Consider the following 14,741-nt stretch of genomic DNA (forward strand, 5'->3'; position numbering starts at 1 on the left):
GTTTCATGCGAGCTTCTCGACCGCCGGGATGACGTCCTTCGCGAACTTCTCGATCACCGACACATCCGGCAACGTCGGGATGCTGCCGATCGCCGCGTGGAAGCCCAGGCCGTGCAGACGCTCCAGCTCCGCCAGGAGCTCGCCCGTCTTCTCGCCGTCGGGGCCGATGTCGAGGGTGTGGTAGACGGTCTTGGTGATCTCGTCGTAGTCGCGGCCCTCGTTCTCGCAGTGCTGCTTGAGCACGTCGAGCTTGTGCTCCAGGTCGGGGGTGTTGAAGATGTTGCACGCGTCGCCGTACTTGGCGACGAAGCGCAGCGTCTTCTTTTCGCCGCCGCCGCCGATCATGATCGGGGGGTGGGGGCGCGTGATCGGCTGCGGCGAGTTGAGCAGGCGCTCGGCCTCGAAGTGCTTGCTGGAGAACGCGTCGTCGCCCTCGGCCCACATCTGCAGGATGTACTGCAGGTTCTCCTCGAGCAGCTCGAAGCGCTCCGCGGTGGACGGGAACGGGAAGCCGAGGCCCTTCGACTCCTCCTCGTTCCAGCCGGCGCCGATGCCGAGCACCGCGCGGCCGCCGGAGAGCACGTCGAGGGTCGTGATGGCCTTCGCGAGCAGGCCCGGGTGGCGGTAGATCACGCCGGTGATCACCGTGAGCAGCTTCGCGCGCTCGGTGTGCGCCGCGAGGAAGCCCAGCGCCGTGTACGCCTCGAGCATCTCGTTCTCGCTCGGTCCGACGCCGCGGATCTGGAAGAAGTGGTCCATCACCGCCAGGTACTCGAAACCGGCCTGGTCGGCCGAGCGCGCGACGGAGGCGAGGTCGGCGCCGAGCTTCGACGAACCTCCTGGCCAGGTGAAGTTGGGGATCTGCAGTCCGAGTTTCATATGACCGAACGTATACCTGGAGTTACACCAGGTGCGCCGTCAGAAATTGCGGATGACGGAAACGGTTCCGTGCAAGGGATCCGTCACGTAAACGGCGCGCGAACGCTGGTCGACGGCCACGTCGCCCGGGTTCACGCCCAGGCTCAGTTCGCCTGTGAGCACGCCGGCTTTGCCGTCCACTCGGGACAGTCCGTTCTGGCCGCCGTTGGTGTAGATCGTGTCGGTGCCTTGGTGCACGGCGATCGCCGAAGCTTCGCTGCGCAGCAACACGGTCTTGCTCTGCTCGCGGGTCACGGCGTCCACAATGGACATGTGGTGGATCGCCGAGTTGGCCACGAACACGGTGCCGCTCGCCTCGTGCACCACCACACCCGTGGGCGACGCGCCGACCCCGGCGCTGCTGGTGAACTTGCCGGCGTCGATGTCGTACACCTCGACCGAGTCGGTGGTGGGGCTCGTGCAGTAGGCGATGCGCCGCCCGGTGTCGAGCGCGATCCCCGCGAGGCTCGGCTTCGGCGCCGCCACGATCCGCTGCGTGGTGAGGCTCAGGGTGTCGAGGATGGCGAGCGTCCCCAAGGTGTCGCTCACGGCGTAGACCTTGTTCGCCGCCGAGTCCACGGCGAGCGACGACGCGCCGGCGCCCGCGCCGACGACGCTCATCGTCTGGTGGCTGAGCGCGTCGAGAGCGATCACGGTGCCGCCCGGCGGGTTGGCCACGTACACGCGGTTGGCGGCCGAGTCCACGGCGACGTCGCTGGGCTTGCCGCCGACCGTGATGATCGTGGTCACGCGCCCAGCGGCCGGGTCGATCACGGCGACGGAGCCGGAGTTCGAGTCGGTCACGTACACCAGCCCCGTGACCGGATTCACCGCGACGGCCGTGAGTGCCCCGCCGACGTCGACGACGCTCACCTGCTCCGCAAACGCGGTCGCGGGCAGGCAGGCACCTGCTACACCCGCGGTGGCCAGGGCGAACAGCCCTCGTCGGCTCAGTTCGGGACCGTGCATCGCCCACCTCCGCCGAGGATGATCACTTTCCCGACCCTAACCCGGCGGTGGATCATGCGAAGGAACTTCGGGTCGCCCGATCGCGTTGTTTCCGGTGAGTAATCACTCCTGAGAGCGGACGGAGGCGAGCCGCGTGCACAAACACCAGAACGGGCTGAAGACGGCATTGCTGCTCGGTCTGCTGTCGGCGATCATCATCGCGATCAGCAGCCTCTTCGGCCGCGGCGCGCTGATCATCGGCCTGGTGCTGGCCCTCGGGGTCAACGCGTATGCCTACTTCAACTCCGAGAAGCTCGCCCTGCGTGCCATGCGCGCGCGGCCCGTGTCGGAGGTCGAGCAGCCCGCGACGTACCGCATCGTGCGCGAGCTGGCCACCACCGCGCGCCAGCCGATGCCCGCGCTCTACCTCAGCCCGACGGTCGCGCCCAACGCGTTCGCCACCGGCCGCAGCCCGCAGCACGCCGCCGTGTGCTGCACCGCGGGCATCCTCGACCTGCTCAACGAGCGCGAGCTACGAGCGGTCCTCGGCCACGAGCTGTCGCACGTCTACAACCGGGATATTTTGATCTCCTGCGTCGCCGGCGCGCTCGCCAGCGTCATCAGCGTGCTCGCCAACCTGGCCTTCTTCTTCGGCGGCAACAGCCGCGACGGCAACCCGTTCGTGTCCCTGCTGCTCGTCCTCATCGGCCCCATCGCGGCGTCGGTGATCAAGCTCGCCGTCAGCCGCTCCCGCGAATACCAGGCGGACGCCTCGGGCTCCGAGCTCACGGGCGACCCGCTCGCACTGGCCTCGGCCCTGCGCAAACTGGAGGCGGGCACGCGCGCGGCACCTCTGGCCCCCGAACCGGCCGTCGTGTCGCAGTCGCACCTGATGATCGCCAACCCGTTCCGCCCGGGCGCGGGGCTGTCGAAGCTGTTCTCCACGCACCCGCCGATCGAGGACCGCATCCGCCGCCTGGAAGCGATGGCGCGGGGCTTCTGAGCGGAGCTACGCCCCGGTCGCACCCAATGACTGCGCCACACTCATCACGTAATCCCCATAACCAGACTTCGCCAGCTTCGTCCCCAGCGCATAACACTCGTCCGCGCTGATGAAGCCCATCCGCGCCGCGATCTCCTCCAGACAGGCGATGCGCACCCCGGTGCGGTGTTCCAGCACCTGCACGAACTGCCCGGCCTCCAGCAGCGAGTCGTGCGTGCCCGTGTCGAGCCAGGCGAAGCCGCGGCTGAGCTCGATGAGGGCGGCGCGGCCTTCGCGCAGGTAGGTGAGGTTGACGTCCGTGATCTCCAGCTCGCCGCGGTGCGACGGCTTCAGCGCGCGCGAGATGTCGACGACCCCGTTGTCGTAGAAGTACAGCCCGGTGATCGCGTTGTTCGAGCGCGCCTTCACCGGCTTCTCCTCGATCGACACGAGCTTGCCGGACCCGTCGATCTCGCCGACGCCGTAGCGCTCGGGGTCCTTGACGCGGTATCCGAACAGCACGCAGCCGTCGAGGTCGGTCGACGCGTCCTGCAGGGTGCGCGAGAAACCCTGGCCGTAGAAGATGTTGTCGCCCAGGACGAGGGCCACGGAGTCGTCGCCCACGAAGTCGGCGCCGATGACGAAGGCCTCGGCCAGGCCGTTGGGGCTGGGCTGCTCGGCGAAGCTGAACGACAGCCCGAACTGGCTGCCGTCACCCAGTAGACGCCGGAAGTTCGGCAGGTCGGCGGGCGTGGAGATCACCAGGATCTCGCGGATGCCGGCCAGCATGAGCACCGAGATCGGGTAGTAGATCATCGGCTTGTCGTAGACCGGCAGCAGCTGCTTCGACACGGCCTGCGTGATCGGGTGCAGCCGCGTCCCGCTGCCCCCCGCCAGCACGATGCCCTTCATCCGTCTCCTCACTCGTGGCGTTCACCGTCCCGAGTGAGTGTGTCAGCCCATCGGACCTTTGCCGAAGTAGGCCTTGCAGCCGAGGTTGTACTCGGTCGCGACCTCCAGCACGCTCTTCCCGCCGTCGACGGGCAGCAGCGTGGACGAGTAGTTGGGGCAGAAGTTGTTGTAGATGCCGGTGATGAGGATGGGGGCCGGCAGCGGGTACCAGTTGCCGGCGCCGAGGTTGTCGTTGGCGAGCAAGGTCTGGCCGTTGCCGGCGACGGGTGTGCCCTTGGCGTTGGTGTAGATCTGCCCGACCATCACGAGCCGCACTCCGTTGGGCCCGCCGGGGAAGGGCGTGACGGTCTGCGCGTGCTGGAAGTAGTTGCCGCCGGCCGTGTTCACGCGCGTGCCCGGATCGGCCGGATCGCCCCAGTTCGCGCCGTCCGCGGAGATCTTGTAGTACGGGTCGCAGTAGCGGTCGCCGTAGTTGCAGATCTCGTAGCTGAACCAGTACCGGCCGTCGGGCAGGCGCCGGATGATCGGCATGCCCGGGCGGACGCGGTCCGGCGGGATGGCCAGCGTGAGCTGCTTGGTGCCCCAGTGGATCCCGTCGGTGGACGCGACGCGGTTGAGCACCTGCGCGTACTTCGGGGCTTGGGTCTCGTCGGCGTAGTGCAGCCAGAGCGTGCCGCCGGCGTCGACGGTGAACTCGGGTTCCCAGATGCCGTCGTGGTTGTGCGAGATCGCGGCCTCGGACAGGTACGTCCAGCGCTTCCCGCCGTCGGAGCTGGCCCAGACCTTGATGCCGATGCGCCGCTGGGCGCCCGCGTCCTGCCGGTAGCTGGCGGCCCAGAGCACGGTGCCCGCGCGCAGCCGGCCGACGCGTTGGGGCAGCTCGTAGAGGGTGCCGCAGCATTCGCCGAGCTTGCCGTCGGGGTCGCGGATCTCGCCGATCTTGTGGAAGCTCGCGCCCTCGTCGGTGCTCTCCATGATGGGCGTGAACTTGCCCCCGCCGTCTTCACTCGTGAGCGACGCGAGGATGTGCCCCTTGCCGAACGGCGAGTACTGCAGCCGGATCAGCCGCGCGTACGAGCCGTACCCGGGAACCAGCTGCTGCTTGTCGACCACGGCCGACGCGGGCGTGAGGCCTGCGGCCAGCACCACCAGTGACGTGAGGAAGGCGATCACGGGTGTCCAACGGCGCATCGGCGAACCTCTCTCGCGGGCGGGCCGCGCGATTACACCACGCAACCACGTCGGTACCGGCCTCCTTCGCGGCGTCTCCGCAGGTCAGCGCCGGGACTCCACCCGGTCGAGGGGTTTGACCCGCCCGATCGGGTGTCAGGTGGAGGTAACGGATCGTCAAAGGGTGACGAAAGATCACCTGAGAGCCGCGCGGCGGCTCACGAGGGGGAATGTCTGATGACGCGCGTCCGCGGGCGTGTTGCGGTGTTGCTGCTCGCGGGCCTGGTCACGGCCTCGTGCAGCGTCCAGCCGTCGGGGCGCGGGGTGATCCTCGGGTCACTGGGTCTCGACGCGCCTTCGTCGACTTCGGTCGCGCCGCCCCCGCCCCCGCGTCGCCTGGAAGCGCCGACGGAAACCCACACCGGCAAGGGCGACGCCACGGTTCAGTTGTCGTGGCCCACCGACGTCCCCGGCTACCTCACCTTCGACTGCCCGCGCTGCGACTCCAACATCTTCGTCCACACCGACGGCGACGAGAATTCGCTCATCAACGCCATCGGCGCGTACCACGGCACGGTCTGGTTCAACGTCACCGAAGGCCGCGACCCCTCCCGCACCCTCACGATCAACGCGAACTCCTCGTGGACCGCCACCCTCTCCGACCACCGCACCCTCCCCGCCGTGACAGCGGGCAAGCCCTACGCCGGCAAGGGCGACGCTGTGCTGGTGGTCCCCGCGGGCATCACCCACGCGACCTTCAAAACCGGCTCGCGCGGCAACTCCGCCGTCTGGGTCCAGGGCGGCGGCACCATGGACCTCGCGGTCAACGAGATCGGCGCCACCACTTCGGACTTCCCCGTGCCGGGCCCGACCCTGGTGGAGGTCCAGGCGTACGAGGGCTCGTGGACGTTCACGGCGTCGTGACCAGCTCCAGCACCGAGTAACCACCGCCGACCGGATAAGTCTTCGCCCGCCGCCAGCCCGACGCGGCGAACAGGGCGTCGTACTCGTCCAGGTCGCGTTCCATGCCGTCGGTGACGTTGAGCATGTTCATGTCCACGCGCGTCGCGAAGTCCGGCGTGCCGAGCTCGCCGATCACCATCTCGACGACCAGCAGCCGCCCGCCTTCGGTCACGGCGGCGCGGCAGTTGCGCAGGATCGTGAGGCAGCGTTCGTCGTTCCAGTCGTGGAGGATCATCTTCAGCAGGTACAGGTCCGCGGGCGGGACCTCGACGAAGAAGTCACCCGCGACGGCGGTGAAGCGGCCGGCCAGCCCGCGTCGTTCGGCCTCCTTGCGGGCGCCCGGCACGACGTGCGGCAGGTCGAGCACCAGTCCTTCCAGCCGGGGGTTGGCGGCCATCAGGCCGAGCACGAAGTCGCCGTCCGCGCCGCCGGCGTCGAGGACGGTCGTCACGCCCGTCGTGTCCACCGTGGCCACCGCCCCCTGGGTGACCAAACCGGACAGATCTCCCATCGCGCGCGAGAACAGCGCGGCCTCCTCGGCGTTCTCCGGTTGCGCGAAGTAACCAAACAGGTCCACGCCGAGCACCTCGCGCGCCTTCGACCCGCCCGCGCGTACGGCGTCGGGCAGCCGTTCCCACGACTGCCAGTGCGCGTGCTCGTTCTGCACCAGCACGAGCGACCGCATCGAGCCGGGCACACCCGTGCGCAGCAGCTCGCCCGGCCGCGTCAACGCGAAGCGGCGCTCGCCCTCGTACCCGAGCACCCCGAGCGACGACGCGGCGCGCATCAGCCGGTACGTCGTGCGCGGGTCGCTGCGCTCACGCTCCGCGACCTGCTCGGCCGTGGCGGGACCGTCGGCGAGGTGGTCGGCGATGTTCAGCTCCGCCGTGGCGCGCAGGGTCTGGGCGACCCAGCCGCCGGTGAGCAGGTCGAGCATCTGTGCTGCCGGGTCCGCGGTCATGGCGGGTCCTTCCGTACCGGGCCTGCCGGACTCCCCGGCGGCGCTCCGCCTCACGCTAGGAACGCCCCGGTGCCACGCGATTGGACGCGAACGCCGTCTCGGTTGAACCTCAGCGCCGCGTTCGTCCGTGGTGGAGGGTGTGGAGACGCGTCGGAAGTACGCCGTGGACGTGACGGTGCCCGCGCACGCGCGCGACTGGCCCGACGTGCTGCGCCAGGGCTGGGACTCCCAGGTCGGGCGCGTGATCCCCTTGCCGCCCGCGAAACCCGTCGGCGCCGGCGACTACCGCGTGCGCATCCGCCACGCCAAAGTGGACGACGCCGTCATCGAGCGCCTCTACAGCGAATCCGTCGCCGGCGGCACCGGCGGTGAGTTCAACCACCTCAACAACCGCGTCGTGCTCCACGTCGTCCGCCACGGCGAGTGGCGCTTCACCGGCCCGCGCCGCACCACCACGACCGTCACGGGCGGCCAGTTCGTGGTGCGCCTCAACGATCCCTCGTGGACGTTCGAGGTCGAGCCGCGCACGACCGCGACCGTCCTGCAGCTGCCCGTCGACCAGCTGCGCCCCCACCTGACCGACCGGCACGTGATCGGTCTCGCCGGCTCGGCGGAGGTCCGCCTCCTGCTCGCCCAGACCCGCGCCGTCGAGGCCACCGTCGACACCCTCACCCCGGCCGGCCTCATCACCGCGCGCGCGTCCTTGGTGGAACTGGCGAAGGGCGTCATCCTCGGCCACGCTGACTGCGCCGACCCCTTGCTGGCCCCCGCCTTGGCCCAGGCCGCCCGCGACCTCGCCGACGCCCTGCTCCCGGACGCGGACCTCTCGCCGGTCGTGCTGGCCCGCCATCTGAACGTCTCGGTCCGCACCCTCCACCGCGCCTTCGCCGGCTTCGACGAATCCGTCACGGCCTACGTCCGGCGCCGCCGCCTGGAACGCGCGCGTTCGGACCTGGCTACCGGCCGCGCCACCGTCTCGGAAGTCGCGGCCCGCTGGCAGTTCTCGGACAGCAGCCACCTGATCCGCGCGTTCAAATCCCGCTACGGCCAGACTCCGACACAGTTCGTCAGGTCGGCTCAGCAGCAGTGACGTCGGTCCGTTCTTGCAGAGCCCCGCACGACGTCACCATCCTCCGGCCTCGGCCGAGGGACGTCCTCGCCACGATTCGCCGCGGCTGCCTGGTGGTCCGCATGGCGATTCCTCAGCGACAGCCCCGGAGTCGCTCGCCGTCAACGCGCTACGTCACCAGAGGGGACGTCGAGGCGGGCACCCTGCGACCGGATGCCCGCGGCGCGTCAGCGGTAGTTCGTGAACTGCAACGCGATCTCGAAATCCTTGCCCTTCAACAGGGCGATCACGTCCTGCAGCTGGTCCTTCTTCTTGCCCGACACCCGCAGCTGGTCGCCCTGGATCTGGGCCTGGACGCCCTTCGGGCCTTCGTCGCGGATGAACTTGGCGATCTGCTTCGCCTTGTCCGACGCGATGCCCTGCAGGATCTTGCCGCCGATCTTGTAGATCTTGCCGGACAGCGCGGGCTCGCCGGCTTCGAACGCCTTCAGCGAGATGCTGCGCTTGATCAGCTTCTCCTTGAAGACCTCCACGGCCGCGAGCGCCCGCTCCTCGGTCTCCGACTCGATGGTGAGCGCTTCTTCGCCGGACCAATCGATGCTCGTGCCCGTGCCCCGGAAGTCGAACCGGGTGCCCAGCTCCTTGCTCGCCTGGTTCAGGGCGTTGTCCACCTCCTGGCGGTCGACCTTGCTCACCACGTCGAAAGAGGGATCCGCCACGTGTCCTCACACCTCGTACTCGCTCGTCAGGGGCCACCAGCCTAGCCCCTGTCACCTGGTGGGGTCCCCGGTTGATCGGCGCGTCGGACCGTTGGGTATCCTTCTACGCGGCCGGTCACCCGGCCATGGCAGGTTACCCAAGCGGCCAAAGGGATCTGACTGTAAATCAGACGGCTCAGCCTTCGGGGGTTCGAATCCCTCACCTGCCACACCAGCCAAATCACCCCCGTGACCAGCGTCAACAGGTCACGGGGGTGATCTTGTGTTGCGCGGCTGTGCGGCCGTTTCCGGTTGCCCGCCCCGCATACGCCCCACAGATTTTCGAGCCTCACCGGCCGGTGAGGGCCCTTGCCGCGACCACGCGGAACACCTGCTCGGCTGAGTGAGGGGACACCGACATGTACCGAAGATGCACCCTGGGCTTCTCGCTCGCGACACTCACGCTGGCGATCGGCGCATGCTCGGGACCAACGGCTCCAGCGGGAAACCACCCCGCGCCGGCCACGTTCGCGCCACCGGCAACCACGCCGTCCTCAACCGCGACAGCAGCCCCCACGCTGTCCGCTGATGGCTTCATCATCAGGAAGGTCGGCGACCGCGCGGAGGTGAGGACGCCGGACTCGCCCAACCCGGTTTTCGACTTCTGGATCACGAAGATCCAGGTCGACCCCGAGTGTTATCAGGATCGTGTGGAGGGCGTGCACATCCTGCTCCTCGACGTCACCGTCAAGACCTACATGCCCGCCAACCCCGTCGATCTTGAGACCGTTTACGCCCTCCTGAACCCGTCGGCGTTCGAGATCAAGGGCGCGGACGGAGCCACCCAGGTCAGCCAAAAGGGAGAATGCCCGAAGTCCGAGCCGCTGCCGGAGCACTACGCCGCCAACAGCAAGTACACGGGCCAGATCCCGTTGATTTCGCTCGCCGAGTCGGGGACCTTGATCCTTCTTCCGGGCGGGCCGAAGGTCTTCGCTCCGACCGACCCCGATCTGGCCCCGCCGAAGACTCCCGCTCCAGGCGCCGCGAACGGGTGGGAGTGGCGTTTCTAGCAGCAGCGCAGGTGATCGTGGGTCATTCGTGGGTCGCAGCGCCTGTCGCTGGCGCGGCGCGGTCGTGAACGTGCAGGTCAGCCATCCGTCGGGTCTGGATCGCTGTTGCCTGCAATTCAGCAAAGATTCCGGAGTGGGCAAAGGGGGCGGCATTCTTTCGCGATAGGGGTGGATGCTGCGATTGTGAAAGAGATCTCGGGGGATCATGCAGTCCCATTAATCGAGCGCAATACGATCACATTGTCCCGCTGAGCGTCTCTGTCCTGCCGCCTCACACACACCCCACAGCAGAGTCTCGATTCGACAAACGTGCTGTCTCACGAGGTGCTCACCTTCGTCGGCGTCACCACCACCGCGACGGAGAACAACTCGGCGAACCGCTCAGGCGTGTCGAACAGTGCCGCGATGCGTTCGGTGTACTTGGCCAGGTACGCGGGGTTCCGGTCGGCCGGCGGGGCTGTCGCGGGCGTGGCCAGGCCTTCGATCCGCACGACGTTGCGGCCGACGTCGGTTACGTCCAGCACCAGGCTGACCTTCGGGTTGGCGGCGATGTTGCGCAGCTTCCGCGTGTGAGGGCGGCTGTAGAGCAGGATGGTTCCGTCTCCGCGCGTGAGGAACCACACCGGCACGGTGACCGGCTGCCCGTCCGGCCGCACGGTGGTGAGCCACGCCATGAGGTTGTGCTCCAGCCGCGCCTCGACCCGTTCGCGGTCGGCGGGTGGCAGGTGCGTCGTGAGTTCCAAGTGGTCCTCCCCAGTCGGTACACCGCCAGGCTAACGGCGAGGTCCGACAATTTCGGGTGATCAAAAGCCCGACCAGGGGATTCACACCCGGGTGTGATGGCAGACTTCCGAGCATGGGCGAGGTCATCGGGTTCCAGCCGTTCCGCAGCAGCTTCCCCGCACCGCCGCCGGGCTGGCACGAGGCTCACGTCGGCGCCCTCGACGAGTTCGATCACCTCATGGTCTACGTGTGCCGCGCGGCGGTGCCGTCCGACGTGGACGTCGAGGACCCGACGTACGAGGCCTGGGACGACTGGGACGTCCAGGCCCTCATCGACGCCCTCGGCGGCCAGGCGCGGCTCGACGAGCTCCTCCTCGACCCCGCCACCGCGCCCGCCCTGCTCGCCCGTCTGCCGGAGACGCTGGAGCGCCACCGCCAGGTCGTGATCGACATCGACATCTACTACGCCCTCACCAAGCTCGCTTCGATGCTCGGCCGCGTGGAGGCGACGTAAGCTTGTCCCCAAACTAGGGGGAAGTGCCGATGAGTTTGAATCTCGCGGTGTGGTTCGCGCCCGCGGCCATGAGCGCAGCCGACGCGAAGCGGAAGTACGAGCAGCTCTTCGAGATCGAGCCCGGCGAGATACGGCACCCGCAGGTGGCTGCGTTCTACCGTGAGTTGACCGCGCGGTACCCCGAACTCGTCGACGCCCTCGAGACCGGCGATCTCGAAAAGGCGCCTTGGTCGGCGGCCCTCAGTCGCTATGAAGACGCCGTCGTCATGCCCATCTCTTGGTCCTTCGCCGGCGTCGTGCTGCGGGTCGTGCTGGACTTGGCCCGTCACCACGGCCTGGTCGTGTACAACCCGCAGACCGACGACGTCCACAACCCGGCCGCCCTCTCCCTGATCGCGTGCGACGGCTCCCACCTCGAAAACCCCGACCCCGCCGCCATCCGCGCCGCCCTGCAGCGCCTCTCCGCCGCCAACTGGTACGCCGTCCTCGAACGCGGCGACGCCTACGTCCAGGTCGGCCAAGGCCAATACGCCGGCGCCCCCGAAGGCCACTACGCCCTCGAACACCGCGACGGCTCCCCTGACCGCCACTACCGCACCGACGTCCCCTCCCTCGAAGACGTCACCACGGCCTTCCTCGCCTTCGCCACCCACGACGACACCTGGCGCGCCCACTTCGAGTGGCGAAAGCTCGACTTGTGATGACCTACGTCCTGGAAGCCGCCCAGGTGTGGGAATCGGGGGCCGTCGTCTTCGGTCCGATCCACGTCTCCGAAGACGAGCTCGTCAACCCGCCCGAGGGTTCTCCGGCTTCCCAAGCTCTCCGCCACCTAGGCGTCGACGCCGGATCCCACCGCGACGAGTTCGCCGCCGTGGATCTCGGTCGGCACCGGTTCACCGAGCAGTGGGTTCGCCGAGGGCTGTTGCCCTGATCACACACGCGCCTTCGTGCAACATCGGCGAAACGTGAGTGGTGTCCACTCGCGGCAACAGCGAGGAGGCCCCCATGCCCGAGATCGTGTTCCGAGTGCGCTGGCCGGATTCCTCGGTGCAGCGGTGCTATTCACCGTCCACTGTGGTCGAAGAGCATTTCGCCGTGGGGGAGGAGTACCCGGTCGCCGAGTTCGTCGAGCGCTCGCGTGCGGCGTTGACGCTCGCGTCGGAGCGGGTGCTCGCGCGGTTCGGGTTCCCCTGCTCGCGCGCCGCTGCCCAGCTCGCCGATATCGAGCGGCGCGCCGGTGCCTTCGGAGACGAGAGTGCACGGGTTGTGGTGGAGGCCTTCGAAAAGTGAAAGGCCCCCGTTCCCAAGGGAACGAGGGCCTTCCGTCTGTCTACAAGCGACTCACGCCGCCTGCGGAATCTCCGACGAAGCAGGCGTCAACGCCAGCTCCAGCACCTCGCCGACATTCGCCACAGCGTGGACATCCAGCTGCGACAACACCTCGGCGGGCACGTCGTCCATGTCCGGCTCGTTGCGCTGCGGGATGATCACCGTCTTCATCCCCGCCCGGTGCGCGGCGAGCAGCTTCTGCTTCACCCCACCGATCGGCAGCACGCGGCCGGTCAGCGAAACCTCACCGGTCATCGCCACATCCGCGCGCACCACGCGGCCGGACAGCAGCGAGGCCAGAGCGGTCGTCATGGTGACGCCGGCCGAGGGGCCGTCCTTCGGCACCGCGCCCGCGGGGACGTGGACGTGGATGCCGCGGTCCTTCAGGTCGCTGACAGGCAGTTCGAGCTCCGCGCCGTGCGAGCGCAGGTACGACAGGGCGATCTGCACCGACTCCTTCATCACGTCACCGAGCTGGCCGGTGAGCTGAAGGCCCGTCGAGCCGCTCTCCGGGTCGGCCAGCGACGCCTCGATGTAGAGCACGTCGCCACCCGCGCCGGTCACGGCCAGGCCCGTCGCGACGCCCGGGATGGACGTGCGCTGGGTCGAGGTGGGCAGGGACGACTCCGGCACGTGGCGCGGGCGGCCCAGGTAGGTCTCCAGGTCCGCGGCGTCCAAGGACACCGGCAGCGAAACGGAGTCCAGAGCCACCTTCGTCGCGATCTTGCGCAGCAGCTTGGCGATCGTCCGGTTCACGTCGCGCACGCCCGCCTCGCGGGTGTACTCGGCGGCGATCCGGCTGAACGCCGCGTCGGTGATCACCACGTCGCCGGTTGTGAGGCCGGCGCGCTCCAGCTCGCGCGGGAGCAGGTGGTCACGGGCGATCGTCACCTTCTCGTGCTCGGTGTAGCCGTCGAGGGTGACGAGCTCCATGCGGTCGAGCAGCGGGCCGGGGATGGTCTCCAGCGCGTTGGCCGTCGCGAGGAACACGACGTCGGACAGGTCGAGCTCCACCTCGAGGTAGTGGTCGCGGAACGTGTGGTTCTGTTCCGGGTCCAGCACCTCCAGGAGGGCAGCCGTCGGGTCGCCGCGGTAGTCGGCGCCGACCTTGTCGATCTCGTCGAGCAGCACGACCGGGTTCATCGAGCCGGCCTCCTTGATGGCCCGCACGATGCGGCCCGGCAGCGCGCCGACGTAGGTACGACGGTGCCCGCGGATCTCCGCCTCGTCCCGGATGCCACCGAGGGCGACGCGGACGAACTTGCGTCCCATGGCCTTCGCCACGGATTCGCCCAGCGACGTCTTGCCGACCCCGGGAGGGCCCGCGAGGGCGAGCACGGCACCGGAACGGCGTCCGCCGACCGGGCCGAGCCCCGACTCCGCGCGACGCTTGCGCACGGCCAAGTACTCGATGATGCGTTCCTTGACGTCGTCGAGGCCCGCGTGGTCCGCGTCGAGCACGGCGCGCGCGGCGGCGATGTCGTAGACGTCCTCGGTGCGCTCGTTCCACGGCAGCTCCAGCACCGTGTCGAGCCACGTCCGGATCCAGCCGCCCTCGGGCGACTGCTCGGAGGTGCGCTCCAGCTTGTCGACCTCGGCCAGCGCGGCCTTCTTGACGTTGTCGGGCAGGTCGGCGGCCTCCACGCGGGCGCGGTAGTCGTCGTCCTTGTCGGAACCGTCGAGCTCACCGAGCTCCTTGCGGATCGCCTCGAGCTGGCGGCGCAGCAGGAATTCCTTCTGCTGCTTGTCCATACCCTCCTGGACGTCCTTGCGGATGGTGTCGGTCACCTCGAGCTCGGCGAGGTACTCCTTGCTCCACTCCATGGCCTTCTCGAGCCGCTTGCTCACGTCGAGCGTGGTCAGCAGTTCGAGCTTCTGCTCCGTGGCCAGGTACGGCGCGTTGCCGGACAGGTCGGCGACCGCAGAGGGCTCCTCGACCTGCTGGACGGCGTCGATCATCTGCCAGCCACCGCGCTGCTGGAGCAGCGAGATGACCACGGCCTTGTACTCCGACGCGAGCTGCGTGGAGCGGTCGTCGGTGAAGTCGGTGGCCTCGTCTGCGTGGATCCAGCGCGCGGCGCCGGGACCGTCCGCGATGCGGCCCACCACGGCGCGGCCGGTGCCGCGCAGCAGAACGGCGGCCTTGCCGCCGGGAACCCGGCCGATGCGCTCGACGGTGGCGACCGTGCCGATCTCGGCGTACTCGCCGTGGATGCGGGGGACGATCAGCACTTCGGCCTTGGTGGCCGCGCCGGAGCGGATGCCGGGGAACGACGCCGTCGCGGGCGTCTTGGCCTGAGCGGACTCCACTGCGCCCCGGGTCTCGGCGTCGGTGAGGTCGAGCGGGACAACCATGCCCGGCAGCACGACGTCGTCATCGAGCGGGAGAACGGGCAGGAGGCGGGGATCTGACATGTGCACTCCTCGATTAGTTGAGTCTGCCTTGCTCAACTATCCGTGGGGCGGGTTTGTTTCCCGAGGAGT

At 68.7% G+C, this 14,741-nt stretch carries 16 protein-coding genes and 1 tRNA gene; 9 read left to right on the forward strand and 8 right to left on the reverse strand.

Translation table 11 applies throughout. The features are described from left to right. Positions 1 to 3: 3 nt before the first annotated feature. A complete protein-coding gene (locus tag ABZU76_RS36865) occupies positions 4 to 879 on the reverse strand; it encodes an LLM class F420-dependent oxidoreductase (RefSeq protein WP_354878353.1) in 876 nt (291 codons plus the stop codon). A gap of 39 nt (positions 880 to 918) precedes the next feature. Then, positions 919 to 1,887 (reverse strand): YncE family protein, encoded by a 969-nt coding sequence (locus tag ABZU76_RS36870; RefSeq protein ID WP_354878356.1) that lies wholly within the window; start codon positions 1,885 to 1,887, stop codon positions 919 to 921. 133 nt (positions 1,888 to 2,020) lie between these two features. On the opposite strand from ABZU76_RS36870, the gene htpX reads away from it, so the two are divergent. Further along, complete coding sequence (gene htpX, locus ABZU76_RS36875; protein WP_354878359.1) at positions 2,021 to 2,869, forward strand: zinc metalloprotease HtpX; 849 nt, start codon at positions 2,021 to 2,023, stop codon at positions 2,867 to 2,869. Between the two features lie 6 nt (positions 2,870 to 2,875). Here the strand turns inward: htpX and rfbA are convergent, their stop codons facing one another. Together rfbA and ABZU76_RS36885 are read right to left on the reverse strand one after the other, a co-directional pair. Continuing rightward, a complete protein-coding gene (gene rfbA / locus ABZU76_RS36880) occupies positions 2,876 to 3,760 on the reverse strand; it encodes a glucose-1-phosphate thymidylyltransferase RfbA (protein ID WP_354878362.1) in 885 nt (294 codons plus the stop codon). Between the two features lie 42 nt (positions 3,761 to 3,802). Then, entirely contained in the window at positions 3,803 to 4,951 is a 1,149-nt protein-coding gene (locus tag ABZU76_RS36885) for a sialidase family protein (RefSeq protein ID WP_354878364.1), read from the reverse strand. A 216-nt stretch (positions 4,952 to 5,167) separates the two neighbouring features. Between ABZU76_RS36885 and ABZU76_RS36890 the strand changes: the two genes are divergently transcribed. Beyond that, entirely contained in the window at positions 5,168 to 5,854 is a 687-nt protein-coding gene (locus tag ABZU76_RS36890) for a hypothetical protein (RefSeq protein WP_354878366.1), read from the forward strand. Here ABZU76_RS36890 and ABZU76_RS36895 read toward each other — a convergent pair. Continuing rightward, positions 5,841 to 6,854, reverse strand: coding sequence for a methyltransferase (locus ABZU76_RS36895; protein WP_354878368.1), 1,014 nt, complete (start codon positions 6,852 to 6,854; stop codon positions 5,841 to 5,843). The two genes, ABZU76_RS36890 and ABZU76_RS36895, sit on opposite strands and share 14 nt — an antisense overlap. A gap of 139 nt (positions 6,855 to 6,993) precedes the next feature. On the opposite strand from ABZU76_RS36895, the gene ABZU76_RS36900 reads away from it, so the two are divergent. Continuing rightward, the gene (locus ABZU76_RS36900; protein WP_354878370.1) at positions 6,994 to 7,944 is read left to right on the forward strand and encodes a helix-turn-helix transcriptional regulator; all 951 of its coding nucleotides are present in this window, start codon (positions 6,994 to 6,996) and stop codon (positions 7,942 to 7,944) included. Between the two features lie 206 nt (positions 7,945 to 8,150). Here the strand turns inward: ABZU76_RS36900 and ABZU76_RS36905 are convergent, their stop codons facing one another. Then, positions 8,151 to 8,642, reverse strand: coding sequence for a YajQ family cyclic di-GMP-binding protein (locus ABZU76_RS36905; protein ID WP_220246029.1), 492 nt, complete (start codon positions 8,640 to 8,642; stop codon positions 8,151 to 8,153). Between the two features lie 127 nt (positions 8,643 to 8,769). On the opposite strand from ABZU76_RS36905, the gene ABZU76_RS36910 reads away from it, so the two are divergent. Beyond that, positions 8,770 to 8,851, forward strand: a tRNA-Tyr gene (locus tag ABZU76_RS36910). 396 nt (positions 8,852 to 9,247) lie between these two features. Next, positions 9,248 to 9,691, forward strand: a complete 444-nt coding sequence (locus ABZU76_RS36915) for a hypothetical protein (RefSeq protein ID WP_354878372.1) — start codon at positions 9,248 to 9,250, stop codon at positions 9,689 to 9,691. A gap of 317 nt (positions 9,692 to 10,008) precedes the next feature. Here the strand turns inward: ABZU76_RS36915 and ABZU76_RS36920 are convergent, their stop codons facing one another. Continuing rightward, entirely contained in the window at positions 10,009 to 10,434 is a 426-nt protein-coding gene (locus ABZU76_RS36920) for a TIGR03667 family PPOX class F420-dependent oxidoreductase (protein ID WP_354878374.1), read from the reverse strand. A gap of 113 nt (positions 10,435 to 10,547) precedes the next feature. On the opposite strand from ABZU76_RS36920, the gene ABZU76_RS36925 reads away from it, so the two are divergent. The 4 genes from ABZU76_RS36925 (at position 10,548) to ABZU76_RS36940 (ending at position 12,218) form a co-directional block, all read left to right on the forward strand. Then, positions 10,548 to 10,928: a hypothetical protein gene (locus ABZU76_RS36925; RefSeq protein WP_354878377.1), complete on the forward strand. Its 381-nt coding sequence runs from the start codon at positions 10,548 to 10,550 to the stop codon at positions 10,926 to 10,928. A gap of 29 nt (positions 10,929 to 10,957) precedes the next feature. Further along, complete coding sequence (locus tag ABZU76_RS36930; protein WP_354878380.1) at positions 10,958 to 11,629, forward strand: hypothetical protein; 672 nt, start codon at positions 10,958 to 10,960, stop codon at positions 11,627 to 11,629. Further along, on the forward strand, positions 11,629 to 11,859 hold the full coding sequence (locus tag ABZU76_RS36935) for a hypothetical protein (protein ID WP_354878383.1): 231 nt from the start codon (positions 11,629 to 11,631) through the stop codon (positions 11,857 to 11,859). Before ABZU76_RS36930 ends, ABZU76_RS36935 begins: the two co-directional genes overlap by 1 nt. A 74-nt stretch (positions 11,860 to 11,933) precedes the next feature. Beyond that, complete coding sequence (locus ABZU76_RS36940) at positions 11,934 to 12,218, forward strand: MSMEG_0570 family nitrogen starvation response protein (RefSeq protein WP_354878386.1); 285 nt, start codon at positions 11,934 to 11,936, stop codon at positions 12,216 to 12,218. 51 nt (positions 12,219 to 12,269) lie between these two features. Here ABZU76_RS36940 and lon read toward each other — a convergent pair whose 3' ends face one another. Further along, positions 12,270 to 14,672 (reverse strand): endopeptidase La, encoded by a 2,403-nt coding sequence (gene lon, locus ABZU76_RS36945; RefSeq protein ID WP_354878389.1) that lies wholly within the window; start codon positions 14,670 to 14,672, stop codon positions 12,270 to 12,272. Between the last annotated feature and the right edge of the window lie 69 nt (positions 14,673 to 14,741).

Origin of the sequence: Amycolatopsis sp. NPDC005232 (assembly GCF_040607795.1) — a bacterium.
GTDB lineage: Bacteria > Actinomycetota > Actinomycetes > Mycobacteriales > Pseudonocardiaceae > Amycolatopsis.

Excerpts from the sequence above, each read along its gene's own strand:
- ABZU76_RS36885 (WP_354878364.1), bottom strand. The coding sequence starts at position 4,951 with ATGCGCCGTTGGACACCCGTGATCGCCTTCCTCACGTCACTGGTGGTG.
- ABZU76_RS36930 (WP_354878380.1), top strand. The coding sequence starts at position 10,958 with ATGAGTTTGAATCTCGCGGTGTGGTTCGCGCCCGCGGCCATGAGCGCA.
- ABZU76_RS36925 (WP_354878377.1), top strand. The coding sequence starts at position 10,548 with ATGGGCGAGGTCATCGGGTTCCAGCCGTTCCGCAGCAGCTTCCCCGCA.
- ABZU76_RS36935 (WP_354878383.1), top strand. The coding sequence starts at position 11,629 with ATGACCTACGTCCTGGAAGCCGCCCAGGTGTGGGAATCGGGGGCCGTC.
- ABZU76_RS36890 (WP_354878366.1), top strand. The coding sequence starts at position 5,168 with ATGACGCGCGTCCGCGGGCGTGTTGCGGTGTTGCTGCTCGCGGGCCTG.
- ABZU76_RS36940 (WP_354878386.1), top strand. The coding sequence starts at position 11,934 with ATGCCCGAGATCGTGTTCCGAGTGCGCTGGCCGGATTCCTCGGTGCAG.
- lon (WP_354878389.1), bottom strand. The coding sequence starts at position 14,672 with ATGTCAGATCCCCGCCTCCTGCCCGTTCTCCCGCTCGATGACGACGTC.
- rfbA (WP_354878362.1), bottom strand. The coding sequence starts at position 3,760 with ATGAAGGGCATCGTGCTGGCGGGGGGCAGCGGGACGCGGCTGCACCCG.
- ABZU76_RS36865 (WP_354878353.1), bottom strand. The coding sequence starts at position 879 with ATGAAACTCGGACTGCAGATCCCCAACTTCACCTGGCCAGGAGGTTCG.
- ABZU76_RS36895 (WP_354878368.1), bottom strand. The coding sequence starts at position 6,854 with ATGACCGCGGACCCGGCAGCACAGATGCTCGACCTGCTCACCGGCGGC.
- ABZU76_RS36870 (WP_354878356.1), bottom strand. The coding sequence starts at position 1,887 with ATGCACGGTCCCGAACTGAGCCGACGAGGGCTGTTCGCCCTGGCCACC.